Below are 21,010 nucleotides of genomic sequence, written 5' to 3'. Positions count from 1 at the left end.
AGACTACCGAGAGATCCCGCGCGAGGGAACGGGGCGGGGGCATCGATGTAAACGGCAGTGACCAGGGTTTCCGATCACGGCCCGTACGGTACGGCCGTCGGCGGTCCTCGCGGCGCACCTGCCCACCGCCATGCTGTTCGTACGGAACCCGACCGGGGTGTCCCACTCCCCGGCCGAGTCCGCCACCGACGCCGACTGCGCCGCCGGGGTGACCGCCCTGGCCCGGGCGCTGGAGGAGCTGGCATGCCGCTGACCCGCTGGCTGGCCGAGTACGCCTGGCTGCCCGACCACGCCGAACCCACCCCGGACGTGCTGATCGAGGCGGAGGACGGCCGGATCACGGCCGTCACGCCGCTGGTCGGCGGCGGGGGCGCGCCGACCGCCGGGGTGGAGGTGCTCCGGGACGCCACCCGGCTGCCCGGGCTCACCCTGCCCGGGCTGGCCAACGCCCACTCGCACGCCTTCCACCGGGCACTGCGCGGGCGGACCCACGGCGGGCGGGGCGACTTCTGGACCTGGCGGGACGTGATGTACACCGTCGCGGCCCGGCTCGACCCCGACTCCTACCTGGCCCTGGCCCGGGCCGCGTACGCCGAGATGGCGCTGGCCGGGATCACCTGCGTGGGCGAGTTCCACTACCTGCACCACGGCCCGGACGGGAAGCCGTACGACGACCCGAACGCGATGTCGGCGGCGCTGGTCGAGGCCGCCGCGCACGCCGGGATCCGGCTCACCCTGCTCGACGCCGCCTACCTGACCGCCACCGTGGACGGCGAGCCGCTGGTCGGGCCGCAGCGGCGGTTCGGCGACGGGGACGCGCTGCGCTGGGCGGAGCGGGTGGCCGCCTTCCGCCCCGAGGACGGCCACGTCCGGGTCGGCGCGGCCATCCACTCGGTCCGCGCCGTGCCGGCGGAGCAGCTCGCCACCGTGGCCAACCTGGCCGACCGCGCCGGCGTGCCGCTGCACGTGCACCTGTCCGAGCAGCCGGCCGAGAACGACGCCTGCCGGGCCGTGCACGGCTGCACCCCGACCCGGCTGCTGGCCGAGCACGGGGTGCTCGGCCGGCACACCACGGCCGTGCACGCCACCCACCCCACCAGCGCCGACGTCGGCCTGCTCGGGGAGAGCCGGACCGGCGTGTGCCTCTGCCCCACCACCGAGCGAGACCTGGCCGACGGGATCGGGCCGGCCCGCCGGATGGCCGAGGCGGGCAGCCCGCTGAGCCTGGGCAGTGACAGCCACGCGGTGGTGGACCTCTTCGAGGAGGCCCGCGCGGTCGAGCTGGACGAGCGGCTGCGCACCCGGAAGCGGGGACACTTCAGCGCCGTCGAGCTGCTCACCGCCGCCACCGTCGGCGGGCACGCGGCGCTCGGCTGGGGCGACGCCGGCCGGCTGTCGGTGGGCGACCGGGCCGACCTGGTCACGGTACGGCTGGACAGCGCCCGAACCGCCGGGGTGCCCCCGGTCGGCGCGTTCTTCGCGGCCACCGCCGCCGACGTGACCACCGTGGTGGTCGACGGGCGGACCGTGGTCGCCGACGGCCGGCACCTGACCGTCGACGTACCGGCCGAACTGCACGACGCCATCGCGGAGGTGACCAACCCATGAGCAGCCTGCTGGTGGACGACATCGGGGAGCTGGTCACCAACGCACCGTGGGAGGGCGAGGCCGACCCGCTGGGCATCCGGCGGAACGTCGCCCTGCTCGTCGAGGACGGGCAGGTGGCCTGGATCGGGCCGACCCGGGACGCCCCGGCCGCCGACCGGCGGATCGACGCCGGGGGCGCCGCCGTGCTGCCCGGCTTCGTGGACAGCCACGCCCACCTGGTCTTCGCCGGAGACCGGGCCGCCGAGTTCGCCGCCCGGATGGCCGGCGAGCCGTACACCGGGGGCGGAATCCGGACCACCGTGGGCGCCACCCGCGCCGCCTCCGACGACGAACTGCGGGCCACCGTCCGGCGGCTGCGCGCGGAGATGATGCGGCAGGGCACCACCACGGTCGAGATCAAGAGCGGGTACGGGCTGACCGTCGCCGACGAGGCCCGCTCGCTGCGGATCGCCGCCGAGTTCGCCGAGGACACCACCTTCCTCGGCGCGCACGTCGTCCCCGCCGAGTACGCCGACCGCCCGGACGACTACGTGGGCATGGTGTGCGGGCCGATGCTGGCCGCCGCCGCCCCGTACGCCCGCTGGATCGACGTGTTCTGCGAGCGGGGCGCCTTCGACGTGGACCACGCCCGGGCGATCCTCGCCTGCGGGCAGGCCGTCGGGCTGGGCGCGCGGGTGCACGCCAACCAGCTCGGCCCCGGGCCGGGCGTGCGGCTCGGGGTGGAGCTGGGCGCAGCCAGCGTCGACCACTGCACCCACCTCGCCGACGCCGACGTGGACGCCCTCGCCGGCTCGGAGACCGTGGCCACGCTGCTGCCCGGCGCGGAGTTCTCCACTCGGTCGCCGTACCCGGACGCCCGCCGGCTGCTCGACGCCGGGGTGACCGTCGCGCTGGCCACGGACTGCAACCCCGGCTCGTCGTACACCTCGTCGGTGCCGTTCTGCATCGCGCTCGCCGTACGCGAGATGCGGATGACCCCGGCGGAGGCGGTGTGGGCCGCGACCGCCGGCGGCGCGGCGGCCCTGCGCCGCACCGACGTCGGGGTGCTGCGGCCGGGGGCCCGCGCCGACCTCATGATCCTCGACGCCCCCTCCCACCTACACCTGGCGTACCGGCCCGGTGTGCCCTTGATCCACCAAGTTCTACACAACGGAGTGCCCCAGTCAACTTCTCGGCCCTGAGGGACCGTGCTTGTTCGGTCCTACAGGGTGGTTGACCAGCCCGAGAAACCTCTTGAAGGGAGGGATCTACGTTGTACACAGGTCAGATGACCCACTCCGGGGTGCTTCCTCAGCCCCGGACCCTGGAATCCGCGTCAGCAGACACGGCCCCGAGAAGCCACGAAACGGGACGCGGACGCCACCCGGCAGCCGGTGTGCGACATGGGCGAGGGGAGACCGGCGTACGCCGGCGTCACCCGGAACCCGCCTCTGCGGGAACTGGAGCGGGCCGTGAGGCCCACACCCACCCGATGGTGTTCGTGCTCGACCGACACCACCGGCCACTTCAACCGTGCACCCCGGCGCGGGCCCGGAAGCTGCTGGCATCTGGCCGGGCGGTGGGTCACCGGCACACCCCGTTCGTGATCCGGCTCAAAGACCGCGAGGCCGCCTCCTCGCAGGTGGACGGGGTTGAGGTCGGGATCGATCCGGGGTCGAAGTTCACCGGAATCGCGGTCTTCCGCGCGGAGAACGCGGGCGACGACATGGTCCGGACGGGCTTGTTCGGAATTGAGGTTCGCCACCGGGGTGGGCAGATTCGGGACAGGTTGTTCGCCCGCGCCGCTCTGCGGCGTGGCCGTCGGTCGCGAAACCTGCGCTACCGGGCACCCCGATACGCCAATCGGCGTAGGCCGCAAGGGTGGCTGCCGCCATCGTTGCGTCACCGGGTCGACAACACCATGTCATGGGTCCAGCGGCTGTGCCGCTGGGCAGCCGTGAACCGGCTGCATGTGGAGCGGGTTGCGTTCGACACCCAACTCCTGCAGAACTCCGACATCTCCGGGGTCGAGTACCAGCACGGCACCCTGCACGGCTACGAAGTCCGCGAATACCTCCTCGCGAAGCACGGACGTAAATGCGCCTACTGCGGCGCAGTCGGAGTGCCGCTGAACATCGACCACATCGTGCCCCGCTCACGCGGCGGCTCCGACCGCGTGTCGAACCTCACCCTGGCCTGCGTCCCCTGCAACCAGACCAAAGATGCCATCCCGATCGACACCTTCCTCGCGGACCGGCCCGCCGTGCTGGCCCGGATCCGACGACAGCAGAAACTGCCACTCCGGGATGCCGCAGCGGTGTCGGCGACCCGGTGGGCGTTGTGGCACGCCCTTGTGGCCACCGGCCTGTCAGTGCAGGTTGCCACTGGCGGGCGCACCAAATGGAATCGACACCGCACCGGCGCTCCGAAGTCCCACACCCTCGATGCTCTCCACGTCGGCGTACTCACCACAGTGCTGTCCTGCCCGAGGCAGGTGCTCGTAGCCACCGCCACCGGACGCGGCCGCTACGCCCGCACCCGCGCTGACCAATACGGCTTCCCACGACTACGACTACCCCGAACCAAAACCATTCGCGGCTTTCAAACCGGCGACCTGGTACGCGCTGTCATACCGACCGGCAAGAACACAGGCCGACATGAGGGGCGAGTCGCTGTCCGAACCAGTGGCCGTTTCAACATCCGCACCCGCCAGGCCCTCGTACAGAGCGTCCACCACCGACACGTCCACCTTCTGCAACGTGCAGACGGATGGGCCTACACACGAGAGGAGGAACGGCGCTTCCACCCGGCCCTCAACGACCGGGTATCCACGCCGCATACATGATGACCGTCACCATCCAGCCCACCGGAATCGCTCCCGCCGACGTGCTCGCCGTTGCCCGCGGAACCGCCAAGGTCGTCCTCGACCCGGCCGCCGTGGAGGCGATGGCCGCCAGCCGGTCCATCGTCGACGGCATCGAGGCGGCGGGCCGCCCGGTGTACGGCGTCTCCACCGGCTTCGGGGCGCTCGCCAACACCTTCGTCGCCCCCGAGCGTCGGGCCGAGCTGCAGCACGCGCTGATCCGCTCGCACGCCGCCGGCGTCGGCGCGCCGATGCCCCGCGAGGTGGTCCGGGCGATGATGCTGCTGCGGGTACGCTCGCTCGCCCTCGGCCGCTCCGGGGTCCGGCCGCTCGTCGCCGAGGCCCTGGTGGACCTGCTCAACCACGAGGTCACCCCGTGGGTGCCGGAGCACGGCTCGCTGGGCGCCTCCGGTGACCTGGCCCCGCTCGCGCACTGCGCGCTGGTGCTGCTCGGCGAGGGCTGGGTGCTCGGCCCGGCCGGCGACCGGATCCCGGCGGCGGACGCGCTGCGCCGGGTCGGGCTGGAGCCCGTCGAGCTGGCCGCCAAGGAGGGGCTGGCGTTGATCAACGGCACCGACGGCATGCTCGGCATGCTGCTGCTGGCGATCCACGACGCCCGGCACCTGTTCGCCATGGCCGACGTCACCGCCGCGCTGGCGATCGAGGCGATGCTCGGCTCGGAGCGGCCGTTCCTGCCCGAGCTGCACGCCATCCGGCCCCATCCCGGGCAGGCGGCGTCGGCGGCGAACATCCACCGGCTGCTGCAGGACTCGGCCGTGATGGACTCGCACCGCGACGACGTGGTCCACGCGGTGCAGGACGCGTACTCGATGCGCTGCGCGCCGCAGGTCGCCGGGGCCGCCCGGGACACCCTCGACTTCGTCGAGCTGGTGGCCGGCCGGGAGCTGCTGTCCGTGGTGGACAACCCGGTCGTGCTGCCGGACGGGCGGGTCGAGTCGACCGGCAACTTCCACGGGGCGCCGCTCGGCTTCGCCGCCGACTACCTGGCCATCGCCGCCGTCGAGGTGGGCGCGATCGCCGAGCGCCGGGTGGACCGGCTGCTCGACGTGACCCGCTCCCGGGAGCTGCCGGCGTTCCTCTCCCCCGACGCCGGGGTCAACTCCGGCCTGATGATCGCCCAGTACACCGCCGCCGGGATCGTGGCCGAGAACCGCCGGCTGGCCGCCCCCGCCTCGGTCGACTCGCTGCCCACCAGCGGCATGCAGGAGGACCACGTCTCGATGGGCTGGGCCGCGACCAAGAAGCTGCGGACCGTGCTGGACAACCTGACCAGCGTGCTCGCGGTGGAGCTGCTGGCCGCCGTACGCGGGCTCCAGCTGCGCGCCCCGCTGACCCCCTCCCCGGCCGGCCGGGCGGCGCTGGCCGCGCTCGGCCCGGCGGCCGGCGAGCCCGGTCCGGACGTGTTCCTGGCCCCGCTGATGGAGGCGGCCCGCGACGTGCTGCGCGGGCCGGAGCTGCGGGCCGCGATCGAGCGGGAGGTCGGCCCGCTCGACTGACCGGACTGTCGGCCGATGCTGCTAACGTCCGCCGCCGTGAGCGATGACGACGCGGTGACCGGCCCCGCCCGCGCCGACGCCGACCGCGCCGAGCTGCGCGCCTTCGTCCACCGGCAGGTGGCGTTGGCGGAGCTGCCGGCGGCGGCCGTCGTCGCGGAGGCGGTGGAGTACCTGCACGGCCGGGCTGAGCCGGGCCGGCTCGCTGAGCTGGCCTGGCCGGTGGTGGTCGAGGAGCTGACCGCGCACCTGGCCGCCCAGGAGAGCTGGCCGGAGGTGACCGACAGCGACCGGCTCACCGCCGCGTTCCGGGCGCTCACCGCGGCCGGCATCGTGTCCCGGGAGAACTTCGCCTGCTGCCAGAACTGCGGCCTCGGCGAGATCGGCGCGGAGGTGCCGCGCGGTGTGACCCCACGCGGGTACGCGTTCTACCACCAGCAGGACGCGGAGCACGCGGTGGAGGGATCGCCGGTGTTCGTGGCGTACGGGCTGTTCGAGCAGCCACCGTCGGCGGAGATCGGCGCGGAGGTGGCGGCGGCGCTGCGGGCGGAAGGGCTGGCCGTGCACTGGAACGGCGACACCGGCAGCCGGATCCAGGTGCTGATGACCTGGCGGCGTCGCCGGGTCGGCCGGCTCGCCGCCGTGCCGACCGCAGTGGACGACGACGTCGAGGTCGACGTCGAGCTGCTCGGCGACTGGTCCGGCGTGCACTCACCCGGGGACGGGCCGGCGCGGGCCGGCCGGCTGGCGGCCCTGCACCTGCCGTGGCTGCCGGCTGCCGTCCGGGTGCGCCTGACCTGGGCCGGCCGATCCGTGGAGGTGCGGCGGGAGGGCGACAGCCTGGTCGGGACGTACGCCGAGCCGGGCCGGCCGGAGCTGACCGTGGGCCGGCACGATGGCCAGGCGCTGGTCCGCCGGCTGCGCGGCCTGCCGCCGGTCGGCGTGCCGGCCCGCGTACCGGTCGGCTTTCTGGAGGTGACCGCCGAGCACGCGCACGGCTCGGACCGGGCGGTGCCGATGGAGCTGGCGGAGGTGCTGGCCCTGGTGCGGGCCATGCGCCCGCTGAGCTACGACTTCCTCACCTGCTTCGGCCGCTCCGGCGGCTGCGTGCAGACGACCTGGAACCCGGACGGCCTCTGGGTGGAGGAGTTGGACACCGATGCGGGAATCGTGACTGGCCGTTACGCCACCCTGGGCGAGGTGGAGCAGGTCCTCACCGCCCTGGCCGTCGAGGATCGGGTGGCGGTGCGGGAGCTGGGGGGCGAACTGACCACTCTGCACCTCCGCTGACCGGATCCTCGCTCACCGGGCCGGCGGCCGTCACCGTTCTGCTGCCCGGGGCCGGCGGCCTGGCCGGCAGCGCGACGCCGGTCAGGCCGTCCGGGCCCAGGGCGCCCGAAGGAAGTTGAGCCGGGCCCGGTCGGCGAACTCGGCCAGGTCGAGGCCGGGGCGTGCGCCGTCGCTGACCACCCTCGCCAGCACCTTGTGCACCTCGACCGGATCGTTCGGCGCGGCGGGGAGCAGCCGGGTCGCCGGCTGGCCGATCTCGTCGAGGAAGTCCGCACACTTGCGGTGATACGGAACCAGCGCGAACGGGACGCCGGCCACGTACGAGAAGATGCCGCCGTGCATCCGCATGTGCAGGCCGGCGTCGCAGGCCCGCATCTCCGCGAACACCGCGGCCACGCCGTCGTCGGCGGTGACGGTGCGCACCTCACAGCGGCCCTGCAGGCTCGTCCGGAGCCGATCGCTCGGTCCGGCGTCGCCGCGCAGAGGGTGGGTGTTGAACACGAAGATGGTCACATCGACGGGCTCGGTCTCGACGAAGGAGCGGATGCCGGCGATGAGCACGTCCTCCCGCCGGCGCTGCTCCGGCTCCGGCAGGTCGGTGTCGGAGCCGAGCAGGGTGACGCCGAGCCGGATCCGCCCGGGTGTCCGTGGCACCGGCGCGGTGGGGACGCCGCCGAGCGCTTCCGGCAGCAGCCCGGCGAGGTCGCCGGCCGGGACCACGAGGCCCGGGTAGTCGAGGTCCCGCAGCGCCTGCACCGACGCCGTGTCACGGACGGCGACGTAGTCGATGTGCCGGAACACCTCGCCGAGCCGCTGACGGGCCGCCGCGGAGACGAACGGGCCAACGGACACCCCGACCGCCGCGATGGGCCGGCCGGAGACGCGGGACCAGGCGGCGAAGACCTTCTTCTCGCTGAACGGGCCCATGTCCCGGAAGACCGAGCCGCCGCCGAACACCAGCATGGACGCACCACCCAGCATGGTGGCCTTCGTGAACAGCTTGCCGGCCCGGCTCAGTGGGTCGGCCGACTCGAACAGCGACTGGCTCATCACCGCTCTGGCGTTCGGCAGATCCAACAGCGGCGGCGCGGCGAAGACCGGCTCCTCCGTGCCCCAGTACTGCTTCATCGCCCAGTCCACGATGACGCAGAACGCGTTGTCGCCGACGTTTCGCATGCCGTAGTAGCCCACGACGAGCGGCTGCCGGGCGGGGTTGCGAGCTTCCCTGGGACTCACCGTCACTCCTTCGTCAGCCGCTGGCCGATCTCGGACCAGGACGGCAGTCGGGCGTCACCGACCACGTTGCGTTTCACGCATGACCAGAACAGCACCAGTAGCAGCGCCTCGGACAGCACGGTCGCCACGGCTACCCCGTAGACGCCGAACGGTGGGATCGCCAGGGCCAGCGTGGCCAGGTAGGCCACCGAGCCGAGGCCCTGATAGAGCACTTTCCGGCGCACAAGCCCGCCGCTGGTGAGCAACGACGCGACGCTGGCCGAGCCGAAGCGCAGCGGCACCGCGACGGCCAGCAGGGCCATCACCACGGCGGACTGGTCGTAGGCCGAGCCGAAGACCAGCGGGATCGCGTACCGGCCGCCGGCCGCCACGACCGCGGCGACCAGCAGTCCGACCCCGATCATCCCGACCGTGCCCGCCCGATACGCGATCAGCACGGCGTCCCGGTTGGACCGGGACCACCGGTGCAGCTTCGCCAGGAAGTACTGCTGGTAGACGACCCGAGGCAGGATGTAGATCGCGGTCAGGAGGGTCATCGGCACGGCGATCACCGCCGCTGCCTCGGCGCTGAGGAACTCGCCGGAGACCACCACGCCAAGGTTCATGCCGAGCAGGTAGAAGAGGCTGCCGAACATGAACGGCGCGGTGCCGCCGAGGAGGTGCCGCAACCGTGGCGGCCGGCCCGGCCGGACGACGGCCCCGGCATGCCCCTCCAGACGAATGCGTCCACGCCAGAACGGAGTGATGAATGCGGCGCTGAGCAGCACGGTCGCCACCGCCACCAGCGACCAGCCCGCGGCGGCGGCGATCGCCGACAGCCCGACCAGTGCGACGAGCACCGCGACGAGCAGGCGCCCGACCTGCGGGGCGAGCTGTACGACCGCGAGCTGCCCGTAGGCGCCGCGCAGCTGAAGAACGGAGACCGAGAGCGCCATCCCGGCCTGGGCCAGGATCACCGGGGCGAGCATGATCCGCAGATCAGCGGAGAGCGGGTCACTCCGGTCGAGCACTCCCCAGGCGGCCATGGCGAGCACCTGGACGGCGGAGCAGACCAGCACCAGCTTCACGGACGGCCCGACCCAGCGCAACGCGCGCGGCCCCTCGCGACCGAAGCGCTGCAACCAGAACTCGGCGACGCCGAAGAGGGCGAGTGGGCCGGCGAGGGTCATCAGCGACAGCACCGCCATGAACGCGCCGAAATGTGCCTGCGGCAGGGCCCGCGCGAGCAGCACCTGGGCGAGGAAGGCGAGGACCGTGAGGCCGACCTGGCTGACCGCGAGCAGGCCCAGTTGACGCAGCCGACGACCGATGCCCCCGGCGCGGCGATGCGCCCCGGGAGCAGACCTGGGCCGCTGGAGGGTCGTGTCGACAACCGTCACCGGGTCACCCCGGCGGCCAGCACCGACATCAGCTCCGTCAGCTCCGCGCTGGTCCGGGCGGTCCAGGCGTGTCGAGCCGCCGCGATCCGCGAGGCCCGGGTGGGCTCAGCGGCCAGCGCCGAGCGGATGCCGGCCGCCAGCCCCGTCGCCTCGTTCGGCACCAGCGTGGCGAAGCTGCCGAACAGTTCCTCGGTGGTGGCGGTGTGGGACACGACCAGTGGCCGGGCGGCGCTGAGCGCCTCACAGGCACCGCTGGGCTGGCAGCCGTCACGGTCGGTGAGGACGACCACGGCGCGGGACCCCGCCAGCGCTGCCTCGTAGTCCGGCAGGTCGAGGAAGCCCAGCGTGCGCAGGTTCGGCAGGCGCGCCGCCCGCTCGCGCAGCGACTCGGGCAGCTTGTGCAGCGGCGCGGTGGTGGCGAAGAGGACGTCCGGCAGCGCCTCGATCGCCTCGATCAGGACGTCCATCGGCTCGTCCGGCGCGGCGCTCGCGACGACGAAGACCCAGCCCTGGGGCGGCGCCGGGGGGATGTTCCGGAGTGGATCGTGCACCACCAGCGTCCGCAGCCCGGGGAAGGCGGCGCGGGCGATCCGGTCGGCCTCCCGGTTGTGCGTCAGCACCAGCCGCGCACCGCGCAGCACCTGCTCGGCGCCCGGTACCCGCCGCCACCAGGACTGGAACTGCCCGTTGTGCCCGTCGACGACGTACGGCACGCGGGCCAGGTACGGCGCGAGGGCGGTGAAATGGGGCTGGGTCTGGGCGATGACGTACGGCGGCCGCTCGGCCCGGAGCCGCGCCAGGTCCTGCCGGGCGTGTGCCAGGTAGTCACCCGGCCGGAGCAGCTTGCCGGTCGCCCGGTGCGGTCGCCACACGATCTCCGCCCCCAGCGCCTGGGCGAGCACGTCCGAGCGTCGCTGGTATTTCTTCCACGATATGAAGAGGGGGTGGCTCACGTCTGCACTCCGGGGGTGAGTCGGGCCGGCACGGCGCGCGTGACGATGGCGAACGGCGGGCCGGAGGGATCGACCCGGGGCTGGAAGGTGACGAGCAGCATGTGCCCGAAGATGAACAGCCACATGAAGTACGAGTAGGACGTGGGCTTCTGGGTCAGCGCGAAGACCGCGCTGGTGAGGTAGAGAACGCCGAGCGCCCAACGCGCCTCGTCGGTGACCAGGGGACTGGTGGTCCGCCAGAGCCCCACGAAGACGACGCCCATCAGCGCGAGCCCGAGGATCCCCCAGACCACGAAGATGCGGACGGAATCGCTGTGCGCGTTCCACGGCTCATACCCGAGCCCGGTCAGCCAGACCCCGGCCGGGGCGTCGCCCCAGGCGTGCGCGTAACTACGCCAAATTTCGCCTCGGCCCCGCATGAAGTCCTTGTCGGTGACGTCGAGCGAGCCGACGTGGTCCACGAGGAAGACCGCCCGCTGCCAGAGAAACCCGCCGAACCGCACGAACAGGGCGACGAGCACCACGCCCACCGCCGCCGCCCCGGCAACGGTCACCTTGAGCGGCAGGCCGCGGACCCACGAGACCATGGCCGGCACCCGCCGGACCTCGATGGCCGCGATGATCATCAGCACGCAGGCCAGGCTCACCCGGTGGGTGCTGACGACCGTGGTGGCCACCAGCAGGGCGAGGACGGCGAGGCGCAGGGCCGGCCGGAGCCGGAGCCGGTCCCCGGCGGCGTAGAGGAAGAACACCGCGAAGATCAGCAGCCGGCCGAGCGAGGCCGGGTGGAAGTAGCCGCCGGAGGCCCGCCCGATGTTGCCGCCCGGCAGCTTGAAGAAGAAGGTGTACGGCACGATCCCGGCCACCTGGAGCCAGGCGATGAGGCAGTGCACCACCGCGCCGGCGACCACCAGAAGCGTCACCCAGCGCATCCACTCGGCGGTGAACCAGTCCCGCTTGATCAACATCACCGCGAAGAGCGCGACCGGCGCGAACCCGACCGCGACCTGGGCAGCCTGGGTTGTGATCCCCTTCTCCGGCGGCACGTACGAGCCGAAGATGTCTCGCAGACCCGTCGCCGCGAAGGTCTGCACGAACTCGTCCCGGGGCGCCAGCAGCAGCATGTCGATCGCCGAGAGCAGGCCGAGGAGCAGCAGCGCGCCGAGAGCGAGGGCCAGTCCGGCCGACACCCTCCGGACGCGGAATACGACGAGCCCCAACGCGAGCGCCATGAAGAGCGCCCCGATCAGCGTGGCCACCATGCCCGCGTCAACGGTGTCGTACGGGACCTTCGGGCCGGGAATGTCGAGCAGCGGCTTGACCCCGACGATCACCAGCGACAGAGCCGTCAGGATCCACGCCACGAGTTCCAGGCGACCACCGGACGGGGACGGGCGGTGGGACGACCGCCCGCCGTCGACCGACAGCAGCGTCGCCTCGTCCACTTCATGTCCCTCTCGCAGTTCCGTGTTCGGGGGCACTATACGGGAGGCCGTCAGACCCGGGATCGCCAGAACGACGCAACGACGAGCGGACGTGGTGCGGGGGCCGTCGCGGGTCGCCGGGCGTCGGCCGGGCGGATCAGATCAGCGGGGGTTTTCCGCGTGCGTGAGGGTCTCCCACGCGTAGAAGACGCCCGGCGGGGCGGGACGCGCCGCGCGGACAGCCTCCCCGGTTCTGGGCATGGTCAGGCCGACCCGGGTGGTGTAGTGGTTGTAGGCGACCTCGGCTGACGGCATGAGACCTGTCTTCAGGTGGCCGCCGCACACCCAGGGCGGCACCGGGTTGCCCAGCTCGTATCCCGCGTGCAGTTCCAACGCACGGGTCAGCCGGTCGCGCGCCTCGGCGTACAGGTCCAGGCCCTGGATCCAGGCGGTCTCCGCGACGTGGGCCGCCGCCAGGAGGCCCCACCCGGTGTGCAGAAAGTCCCGGCAGGTTTCCTGGGCGAAGCCGTCCACGAACCGGGTCTGCCCACCCCAGTACTCGATGACCTGCTGCCGGCTGAGGGCCTCCCCGGGTGGCGACTTCGGCAGCGGTCCGTCTGTGCTGAGGTAGATGTACGCGGGCAGGCGGCCGCGCCACTTCGCTACCGCCTTGTTGAAGGTGGCCCGGTCGTCGAGGAACACCGACATACCGACGGCGGCGTCCAACATGATCAGTTCCCAGTTGCCGGCCCGGTAGCGGCTGATCCCACCGAGCACCAGCGGCAGGTAGACCTGACGGAACATCTGTCGAGCTCGCCGCACCCCTTGTATCGACCACCCGGAGTCCGTGTGGCGCAAGAGTTCGGCCGCCCGGGCAAAAGATGCTCCGGTCCAGCCGGCCTGCACCGGCGCGTTGATGTTGGTGTGGCGCTTCAGCACGGCCGACCAGGCGTCGATGATCTCGGCCGCCTTCCGGGCGTAGCGTTGGTCCCCGGTGAAGGTCCAGAGCAACGCCATGGTGTACGCGGCAATCCCGTCCTCGGTCTCCTGGGTGCACCCCCGGTCCGGGTTGGAGTAGAAGCCGCAGTCGACCTCCGCCACCGGTCTGGGCTGCCACGTCAGCTGGCCGTAGCGGCTGCGCTGGATGGCGCCCCACGCCGACCACCAGGGCTCCGCGCGCTCCTGGAGCCGCTCAGCGACGAAGTCGAGCTGATCGGCGCTGACCAGAACGCCCGGGTGGACGAACCCGCTGGCGGCGTCGCGGACCGGCGTCACCACCGGCCGGGGGGCCGGGGACGGGGCGGTCCAGACGCCGCCCGCATCGCCCTGGGTCGACGGCGTGCTCGCCTCGGCGGCCAGCAGGCTCGCGCCGACCGCCAGCACCGACCCGGCGACCAGTGCCGCGATGCCTTTCCGCGTCCTGGCCAGTGCCATCCCGTCTCCCCAGATACGTGCTCGCCCGGGCCGGTCGGACCGATGCGTCGACAGTAGATCCTCGTTACCCAGCCGGCACGAGAGTCAGACCATCGGCGGGAGCACCTTGGCGACCAGCTTGGCCAGCTCGCGCAGCGCCTTGCCGCGGTGGCTGACGGCGTCCTTCTCCTCCGGGGTCAGCTCCGCGTTGGTCCGCTCCTGGCCGTCGCCGAGGAAGATCGGGTCGTAGCCGAAGCCGCCCTCGCCGCGCGGGGCGCGCAGCAGCCGGCCGGGCTGGCGGCCGTCGACCAGGTGCTCCTTGCCGCCGGGCAGCACCAGCGCCACCGTGCAGACGAAGGCGGCGCCCCGGTGCTCGTCCGGCACGTCGGCGACCTGGTCCAACACCAGCTGGAGGTTGGCCTGGTCGTCGCCGTGCCGGCCGGACCAGCGGGCGCTGAACACGCCCGGCATGCCGTTGAGCGCGTCCACGGCCAGCCCGGAGTCGTCGGCGATGGTCGGCAGGCCGGTGCGCCGGCAGCCCTCCCGCGCCTTGATCAGCGCGTTCTCGCCGAAGGTGAGGCCGGTCTCCGGCAGCTCGGGGTACTCCTCGACGTCGTCGAGGCCGAGCAGGGCGATCCGGTGCGCGCCGAGCGCCCCGTCCAGGATCCGCTGGAGCTCCACCAGCTTCTTCCGGTTCCGGGTGGCGAGGAGAACCTTGTTCATCAGGTGAGCGCCTTCCGCTGCGCGTCGGCCAGTTCCAGACAGCCCGCCACCCCGAGGTCGAGCAGGGCGTCGAGCTGGTCACGGGCGAAGACGCCGGCCTCGCCCGTCCCCTGCACCTCGACGAAGTCGCCGGTCCCGGTGCAGACCACGTTCATGTCGACCTCCGCCGCGACGTCCTCCTCGTAGCAGAGGTCCAGCCGGGCCTCACCGGCGATGATGCCGACGCTGACCGCCGCCACCGACCGGTGCATCACCTTCTCCACCTTGCCGGCGAGCGCCTTGCGCTCGGCCAGCCAGGTGACCGCGTCGTGCAGGGCCACGTACGCGCCGGTGATCGCGGCGGTCCGGGTGCCGCCGTCGGCCTGGAGCACGTCGCAGTCGAGCACGATCGAGTTCTCGCCGAGGGCCTTCAGGTCGACGCAGGCGCGCAGGCTGCGGCCGATCAGCCGGGAGATCTCGTGGGTCCGCCCGCCGATCTTGCCGCGGACGCTCTCCCGGTCCGAGCGGGTGTTCGTGGCCCGGGGCAGCATCGCGTACTCGGCGGTCACCCAACCGAGGCCGGAACCCTTGCGCCAGCGGGGCACCCCCTCGGTCACGCTCGCCGTGCAGAGCACCCGGGTCGCACCGAACTCGACGAGGACGGAGCCCTCCGGGTGGGTGCTCCAGCCCCGGGTCAGGGTCACCGGTCGGAGTTGGTCGGGCCGCCGCCCGTCAGGTCGCGCCATGCCTGCACCTTATGCGGTGCCGTGATCAGACGGTCCCCGGGTGCCGGGGAACGTGTGTCCGCCGGGAGCGCTGCCGCGGCCAGCGGGTCGAGCGGCACGCCACGCGCCACGGCGCCGGGCGGCAGGTACCTCGCCGCAGCCTTTGCTCTGCTTCAGCGGGCGCAACAGTGGAAGCGCTTCCCTGTCGCGTGGGTTGAAGCAGAGCAAAGGCGGCGGTGCCGGGCCGGCGGACGAGCGAAGCGGCCCCGGCCGCCCTCGATCAGGTGGTCGCCGGCGCGTCCCCGCAGGCGATCACCGGCGCGCCCCCGCAGGGAGTCGCCGGCGCACCCAGCGGGCGGCGGTAGCGCACGCGGGGCCGCCGCCGGCGCGGGCGGTCACCGGCTCGCTCAGCGCAACGACGCGGGCCGGTGCGCCCGTCATCCCGGTGCGGAAAGGCCGGGAGCTGGCGCGCCGGTCGACACGGCCCCGTAATGCCCGATCAACTCGTCCCCGACGGCGGTCCAGCTGCGCCGGCTCACCGCGACCCGGGCGGCGAGTCCGTAGCCGGCCCGGCGGGCCGGGTAGGCGGCGAGTTCGGCCACCGCGGTGGCGAACGCGGCCCCGTCGCCCGGCGGCACCAGCAGGCCGGTGACCCCCGGCTGGACCAGGTCGACCGGGCCGCCGCTGGCCGGGGCGACCACCGGCACGCCGCTCGCGGCGGCCTCCTGGAGGGTCTGCCCGAACGTCTCGTGCGGTCCGGTGTGGACGAAGACGTCGAGGCTGGCATAGAGCCGGGCCAGCGCGGCGCCGTGCTGGACGCCGAGGAACCGCACCCGGGGCAGGGCCCGTTCGAGTTGCGCCCGGGCCGGGCCGTCGCCGGCCACCACGACCCGTACGCCGGGCAGCGCGGCGGTCGCCGCGAGCAGGTCCACGCGCTTTTCCGGGGCCAGCCGGCCGACGTAGCCGACCAGCAGTTCCCCACCGGGTGCCAGGGTGCGGCGGAGGTCCTCGCTGCGCCGGGCCGGGTGGAAGCGCTCGGCGTCGACGCCGCGCCGCCAGAGCCAGATCCGCTGGATGCCGTTGGCGATCAGATCGGCGGCGGCCCGGGTCGAGGGGGCGAGGGTGCGCTGCGCCGAGTTGTGGATGCCGCGCAGCCGCCGCCAGGCGGCCGCCTCACCCCAACCCACCCGGTACGCGCGGGCGTAGGCGGCGACGTCGGTCTGGTAGACCGCGACGGCGGGGAGCCTGTGCCGGGCGGCCAGGGCGGCGCCCGCGGCGCCGAGCACGAACGGGCTCGCCAGATGCACGACGTCCGGTCGATGGTCCAGCAGCGCCGCGGCCAGCCGGGCGGTCGGCACGCCGAGCCGGAATCCGTCGTAGCGCGGCAGCGGCACGCTCGGGATCCGTACCACCGGATAGGGCTGCCGGTCGCTGGCGCGCCGCCGGCCGCCGGCCGGCGCGGGCGCGATCACCAGCGGTTCGTGGCCGCGCGCCAGGAGGTGTTCCGCGGTGCGGACGACGGAGTGCGCCACGCCGTTGACGTCCGGCGGGAACGACTCGGTCACGATGGCGATCCGCATGGCCCGAGGGTGCGGTCCGCAGGGGTGCGCCGGGCGACCGCGCGCTGACGCGGCGGCGAACAGTGCGGCAACGGCCGCCGCAGTGTTCAGACGTCGTAGCAGGCGCCGGGCCGCACCACGTCCAGCGGCCCGGTGTACGCGCCGACCGCCGCCTCCACGGTGTGCGACTCGCTGCCCCACGCCGGCACCAGGTGGGTGAGCAGCAGCCGGCCCACGCCGGCCTTGGTGGCGTACTCGCCGGCCTCCCGGCCGGTGAGGTGCAGGTCGGGTGGGTTCTCCACGCCGTCGAGGTAGCTGGCCTCGCAGAGGAAGAGGTCGGCGCCCTGCGCCAGGCGCAGCAGCGCGTCGCAGGGGGCGGTGTCCGACGAGTAGCAGAACACCCGGCCCTCGTGCTCCAGCCGAACGCCGTACGTCTCGACGGGGTGGTTCATCCGGTCGACGGTCACCGTGAGCGGGCCGATCGGGAAGGTGCCCGGCTGGAGCCCGTAGAACTGGTAGACGTCCTCGACAGTGCTGTCCTCCTGCCCGTACGCGGCGGCGATCCGGTCGGGTGCGCCGGAGGGGGCGTACACCGGCAGCGCCGGGTACGGGCCGTCGGGGGCGTACCGGCGCACCACGACGTACGTGACCGCGTCGAGCATGTGGTCGCAGTGCAGGTGGGTGAGGAGGATGGCGTCGGGGGCGTGCAGCCCGACGTACCGCTGAAGGGTGGAGAGCGCCCCCGAGCCGAAGTCGATCAGGAGTTTGAAGCCCTCCGCCTCCACCAGGTAGGCGGAGCAGGGGGACTCGGGCCCGGGGAAGCTGCCCGCGCAGCCGAGGACGGTCAGTCGCATCCGGTCGCCTCGATGTCACGCCTCGTAGTCGGCACGCCGGCAGTCGCCTCGCCGATGATCTCTACCGACGCGTACGCCACGCAGCGCAGCCTACGCGCCGGCCCGGTCGGGCAAGAATCATCTACCGGAAGTTGTCATCAACGTGACACCCGTACGCGTCCTGTCCCGAGCTCGACGATCCGGGCCGGCCGGCGGGTGCCGCCGGCCGACCCGGACCGCCCGGGCGTCACGCCCAGAGCTGCCCCTCCAGGGCGTCCTCGGCGTCCGCGAGAGTGCCGCCGTACGCCCCGGTGGAGAGGTATTTCCAGCCACCGTCGGCGACGACGAAGGCGACGTCGGCCCGGCGGCCGGCCTTGACCGCCTCGTGCGCCACCGCGAGGGCCGCGTGCAGGATCGCGCCGGTGGAGAAGCCGGCGAAGATGCCCTCCACCTCGACGAGCTGCCGGGTCCGCAGCACCGCGTCCCGGGTGCCCACGGAGAAGCGCCGGGACAGCACCTGGGCGTCGTAGAGCTCGGGGACGTAGCCCTCGTCGATGTTGCGCAGGCCGTAGACCAGCTCGCCGTAGCGCGGCTCGGCCGCGACGATCTGGATGCCCTCGACCTTCTCCCGCAGGTAGCGCCCGGTGCCCATCAGGGTGCCGGTGGTGCCCAGCCCGGCCACGAAGTGGGTGATGGTCGGCAGGTCGTGCAGCAGCTCGGGCCCGGTGGTCTCGTAGTGGGCCCGGGCGTTCGCCTCGTTGCCGTACTGGTAGAGCATCACCCAGTCGGGGTGCTCGGCGGCGATCTGCTTGGCGGTGGCCACGGCCTGGTTGGAGCCGCCGGCGGCCGGCGAGAAGATGATCTCCGCGCCGTACATCCGGAGCAGTTGGACCCGCTCGGTGGAGACGTTCTCCGGCATCACGCAGACCAGCCGGTAGCCGCGCAGCTTGGCCACCATGGCCAGCGAGATGCCGGTGTTGCCGCTGGTCGGCTCGAGGATGGTGTCCCCCGGCCGGAGCCGACCGGCCTCCTCGGCCGAGCGGACCATGAACAGGGCCGCCCGGTCCTTGATGCTGCCGGTCGGGTTCCGGTCCTCCAGCTTCGCCCAGAGCCGCACCGGCGGCGCCCCGTCGGGCACCGTCGGCGAGAGCCGGGGCAACCCGATCAGGGGCGTTCCGCCGCACGCGTCGAGCAGGCTCTCGTACCGCGCCATGGCGACCGCCCTCAGCGGCGCGCTACGCGCGCCGCACCGGCGATCGCCGCTGCGGCGGCACTGTGCTGCGCGATCGCCGCTGCCGCGGCGAAGCCGAACGCGCCGCCGGCCACGGCCGGCAGGATGGTGACGCTGTCGCCGTCGCTGAGCTTGGCGTCGAGCGCGCCGAGGAAACGGACGTCCTCGTCGTTGACGTAGACGTTGACGAACCGGTGCAGCGCGCCGGCGTCGGTGACCAGGCGGGCCTTCAGGCCGCCGTGCCGGGAGTCCAGGTCGCTGAGCAGGTCGCTCAGGGTGTCGCCGGTGCCCTCGACGACCTTCGCGCCGCCGGTGTAGCTGCGCAGGATGGTGGGGATGCGAACCTCGATGGCCATGATCGTGCTCCTTGTTCGGGTGCTTGCCAGGTGACGGGAGAGAGAAAGGTGTGCCGCGCTGGAGGGATCAGCGGTCGGAACACTCGTAGTCGACCGTCGCCGGGCTCTGCCCGAACATGTAGGACTGGACGGCGTGCGGGTCCACGGCGGCATCCACGATCCGGACCGGCTCCTCGGTGACCACGCCGTCGACGATGCGGAAGGAGCGAATCTCCTCCGTGTCGGGCTCGCGGGTCGAGACGAGCAGGTAGTGCGCTCCCGGCTCACCGGCGAAGGAGATGTCCGTGCGGGACGGGTAGGCCTCCGTCGCGGTGTGCGAGTGGTAGATGACGAGCGGCTCCTCGTCGCGGTCGTCCATCTCCCGCCAGACCCGCAGGTGTTCCATCGAGTCGAACTCGTAGAACGTCATGGAGCGGGCGGCGTTTTCCATCGGGATGTGCCGGGTCGGGGTGTCGCTGCCGGCGGGACCGGCGACCACGCCGCACGCCTCGTCCGGGTGGTCCCGACGCGCGTGGGCGACGATCGCGTCGATGATCGACCGGTCGATGCTCAGCACGCCGCCCAGCCTAGCGCCCGGGATTCCGGCGGGCGAGGTGGTGACCGTCACGGGTCAGTCGATCAAGGCGTTGAGCAGGGACTCCTGCAGATATCCGAGATACGCGTAGACCGACAGTTGGAACACCCGGGAGGAGGTGGGGTCCTCGGCGACCGCGTCGTCGAGCTCCTCGCCCAGATCGGTGCCGTCCTTGATCTCCAGCCGGACGCCCATCGCCAGCCGGGCGTCGTTGAGCGCGCGCAGCCACGCCTCGGCCGCCTCCGCGTCGAGCCGCACCTCCCCGCCGGCCTCGCCGTCGGGCAGCGCGGCGAGGATCGCGCCGGCCTGGTCGATCTTGGCGGTCTTGAGGTCCCCCTCGGTGTAGCGGCGGAACTCGGCGGTGCTCGCCGCGTCCTCCGGGTAGACCTCGGGGAAGAGCCGGCCGACCACCGGGTCGCCGTGGTCGAAGCCGTCGGTGAGCAGCCCCACCACCTCGGAGGCCACCTTGCGCAGCACCCGCACCTCGTCCACCGCGAAGGTGACCACGTAGCGGTCGCCGTGGCGACGGAACATGCTCATGACCGGTCCACCGTCGCCCAGAGGCCGTACGCGTGCAGCTGCGACGCGTCGTGCTCCATCCGCTCCCGGGCCCCGCTGGAGACCACCGCCTTGCCCTTGTGGTGCACGTCCAGCATGAGCTGCTCGGCCTTCTCCCGGCTGTATCCGAAAAGCTTCTGGAACACCCAGGTCACGTACGTCATGAGGTTGACCGGATCGTCCCAGACGATCGTCACCCAGGGCCGGTCGGACGCCGGCACCTCGTCGGTGTCCGGCGTCTCGACCGGTGCAACCTGTGGAGCCGCCATGCCCCCCATCGTGCCACCGGATCCGGGGAACTGATGAACCGGAACGCCCCGCCGGTCCGGATCACCCTCCCGGGCCCCGCGCGGCGGCCCCGTCGACCGCTCCACCGCCCGCACCTCAGGCGAGCAGGATGCCGTGTTCGACCGCATCGGTGACCACCGCACCCAGCGAGAGACGGATCACCTCGAAGCGGCGGGACACCTCGCGGGACAGCTCCAGCTCCACCTCGCGCAGCGCCCGTTGGGCCCAGGACCGCGCGCCGTTCGGGTCGTCGTTGCCGGGGGCGCGCCAGTGCTGCCAGCAGCCGCCGGAGAGCGCCACCCCGACCGGCGGCAGCACCTCGTCCCGCTCCCCGCCGGGGAAACCGGCCAGCGCGTCGAACGCCCCGCCGCCGGTCAGCCCGGCCACCCCGGCCGTGCTGGTGACCAGGAGCACCCGGTCCAGGTCGCCACCCGCCGGGTGGTCGGCGAGACCCCACCGGACGGCGTGCGGGTTGGTGATGGTCTGCTCCAGCTCCTCGTACTCCTGGCGCAGCGTGTTCCAGCC

At 73.0% G+C, this 21,010-nt stretch carries 19 protein-coding genes and 2 pseudogenes; 6 read left to right on the top strand and 15 right to left on the bottom strand.

Features of this window, described 5'->3' with window-relative positions:
* Positions 1 to 97: 97 nt before the first annotated feature.
* From ACWEVO_RS02480 to ACWEVO_RS02455, 6 genes and pseudogenes are all read left to right on the top strand, one after another.
* Positions 98 to 253 (top strand): annotated as a pseudogene (locus ACWEVO_RS02480) (allantoate amidohydrolase); the annotation flags it as partial.
* Positions 250 to 1,608 (top strand): formimidoylglutamate deiminase, encoded by a 1,359-nt coding sequence (locus ACWEVO_RS02475; protein ID WP_452305803.1) that lies wholly within the window; start codon positions 250 to 252, stop codon positions 1,606 to 1,608. The pseudogene ACWEVO_RS02480 and the gene ACWEVO_RS02475, both read left to right, overlap by 4 nt.
* On the top strand, positions 1,605 to 2,789 hold the full coding sequence (gene hutI / locus ACWEVO_RS02470; RefSeq protein WP_452305789.1) for an imidazolonepropionase: 1,185 nt from the start codon (positions 1,605 to 1,607) through the stop codon (positions 2,787 to 2,789). The genes ACWEVO_RS02475 and hutI overlap by 4 nt, the downstream gene beginning before the upstream one ends.
* Positions 2,790 to 3,079: 290 nt before the next feature.
* Positions 3,080 to 4,432 (top strand): RNA-guided endonuclease IscB, encoded by a 1,353-nt coding sequence (gene iscB / locus ACWEVO_RS02465; RefSeq protein WP_452305788.1) that lies wholly within the window; start codon positions 3,080 to 3,082, stop codon positions 4,430 to 4,432.
* Positions 4,429 to 5,967 (top strand): histidine ammonia-lyase, encoded by a 1,539-nt coding sequence (gene hutH / locus ACWEVO_RS02460; RefSeq protein ID WP_452305787.1) that lies wholly within the window; start codon positions 4,429 to 4,431, stop codon positions 5,965 to 5,967. Before iscB ends, hutH begins: the two co-directional genes overlap by 4 nt.
* Before the next feature lie 36 nt (positions 5,968 to 6,003).
* Positions 6,004 to 7,254 carry a DUF6891 domain-containing protein gene (locus ACWEVO_RS02455; RefSeq protein WP_452305786.1) on the top strand — a complete coding sequence of 417 codons (1,251 nt, stop codon included), beginning with the start codon at positions 6,004 to 6,006 and terminating at the stop codon, positions 7,252 to 7,254.
* Positions 7,255 to 7,335: 81 nt separating this feature from the next.
* Here ACWEVO_RS02455 and ACWEVO_RS02450 read toward each other — a convergent pair whose 3' ends face one another.
* The 15 genes and pseudogenes from ACWEVO_RS02450 to ACWEVO_RS02380 all read right to left on the bottom strand — a co-directional run.
* The gene (locus tag ACWEVO_RS02450) at positions 7,336 to 8,490 is read right to left on the bottom strand and encodes a polysaccharide pyruvyl transferase family protein (RefSeq protein ID WP_452305785.1); all 1,155 of its coding nucleotides are present in this window, start codon (positions 8,488 to 8,490) and stop codon (positions 7,336 to 7,338) included.
* A 2-nt stretch (positions 8,491 to 8,492) separates the two neighbouring features.
* Positions 8,493 to 9,869 carry an oligosaccharide flippase family protein gene (locus ACWEVO_RS02445; protein WP_452305784.1) on the bottom strand — a complete coding sequence of 459 codons (1,377 nt, stop codon included), beginning with the start codon at positions 9,867 to 9,869 and terminating at the stop codon, positions 8,493 to 8,495.
* On the bottom strand, positions 9,866 to 10,822 hold the full coding sequence (locus ACWEVO_RS02440; RefSeq protein WP_452305783.1) for a hypothetical protein: 957 nt from the start codon (positions 10,820 to 10,822) through the stop codon (positions 9,866 to 9,868). Before ACWEVO_RS02440 ends, ACWEVO_RS02445 begins: the two co-directional genes overlap by 4 nt.
* Positions 10,819 to 12,267 (bottom strand): hypothetical protein, encoded by a 1,449-nt coding sequence (locus ACWEVO_RS02435; RefSeq protein WP_452305782.1) that lies wholly within the window; start codon positions 12,265 to 12,267, stop codon positions 10,819 to 10,821. Before ACWEVO_RS02435 ends, ACWEVO_RS02440 begins: the two co-directional genes overlap by 4 nt.
* A gap of 141 nt (positions 12,268 to 12,408) precedes the next feature.
* On the bottom strand, positions 12,409 to 13,680 hold the full coding sequence (locus ACWEVO_RS02430; protein WP_452305781.1) for an alginate lyase family protein: 1,272 nt from the start codon (positions 13,678 to 13,680) through the stop codon (positions 12,409 to 12,411).
* Positions 13,681 to 13,764: 84 nt separating this feature from the next.
* A complete protein-coding gene (gene rdgB, locus ACWEVO_RS02425) occupies positions 13,765 to 14,382 on the bottom strand; it encodes an RdgB/HAM1 family non-canonical purine NTP pyrophosphatase (protein ID WP_452305780.1) in 618 nt (205 codons plus the stop codon).
* On the bottom strand, positions 14,382 to 15,107 hold the full coding sequence (gene rph / locus ACWEVO_RS02420) for a ribonuclease PH (protein ID WP_452305779.1): 726 nt from the start codon (positions 15,105 to 15,107) through the stop codon (positions 14,382 to 14,384). The genes rdgB and rph overlap by 1 nt, the downstream gene beginning before the upstream one ends.
* 416 nt (positions 15,108 to 15,523) lie before the next feature.
* On the bottom strand, positions 15,524 to 16,666 hold the full coding sequence (locus ACWEVO_RS02415; protein WP_452305778.1) for a glycosyltransferase family 4 protein: 1,143 nt from the start codon (positions 16,664 to 16,666) through the stop codon (positions 15,524 to 15,526).
* 86 nt (positions 16,667 to 16,752) lie between these two features.
* Positions 16,753 to 17,499, bottom strand: a complete 747-nt coding sequence (locus ACWEVO_RS02410; protein ID WP_452305777.1) for an MBL fold metallo-hydrolase — start codon at positions 17,497 to 17,499, stop codon at positions 16,753 to 16,755.
* Between the two features lie 226 nt (positions 17,500 to 17,725).
* Complete coding sequence (locus tag ACWEVO_RS02405; protein WP_452305776.1) at positions 17,726 to 18,691, bottom strand: PLP-dependent cysteine synthase family protein; 966 nt, start codon at positions 18,689 to 18,691, stop codon at positions 17,726 to 17,728.
* An 11-nt stretch (positions 18,692 to 18,702) separates the two neighbouring features.
* Positions 18,703 to 19,065 (bottom strand): MoaD family protein, encoded by a 363-nt coding sequence (locus tag ACWEVO_RS02400; RefSeq protein ID WP_452305775.1) that lies wholly within the window; start codon positions 19,063 to 19,065, stop codon positions 18,703 to 18,705.
* Between the two features lie 67 nt (positions 19,066 to 19,132).
* A complete protein-coding gene (locus ACWEVO_RS02395; protein ID WP_452305774.1) occupies positions 19,133 to 19,621 on the bottom strand; it encodes a Mov34/MPN/PAD-1 family protein in 489 nt (162 codons plus the stop codon).
* Between the two features lie 54 nt (positions 19,622 to 19,675).
* Positions 19,676 to 20,179, bottom strand: coding sequence for a DUF2017 domain-containing protein (locus ACWEVO_RS02390; RefSeq protein WP_452305773.1), 504 nt, complete (start codon positions 20,177 to 20,179; stop codon positions 19,676 to 19,678).
* A complete protein-coding gene (clpS, locus tag ACWEVO_RS02385; RefSeq protein WP_111242404.1) occupies positions 20,176 to 20,466 on the bottom strand; it encodes an ATP-dependent Clp protease adapter ClpS in 291 nt (96 codons plus the stop codon). The genes ACWEVO_RS02390 and clpS overlap by 4 nt, the downstream gene beginning before the upstream one ends.
* Positions 20,467 to 20,581: 115 nt before the next feature.
* Positions 20,582 to 21,010 (bottom strand): annotated as a pseudogene (locus ACWEVO_RS02380) (hypothetical protein); the annotation flags it as partial.

The sequence above is a fragment of the Micromonospora sp. NPDC003776 genome (assembly GCF_053605645.1).
Note: the sequence above shows the minus strand (reverse complement) of the source record. Positions and strands in the feature narration are given on the sequence as shown.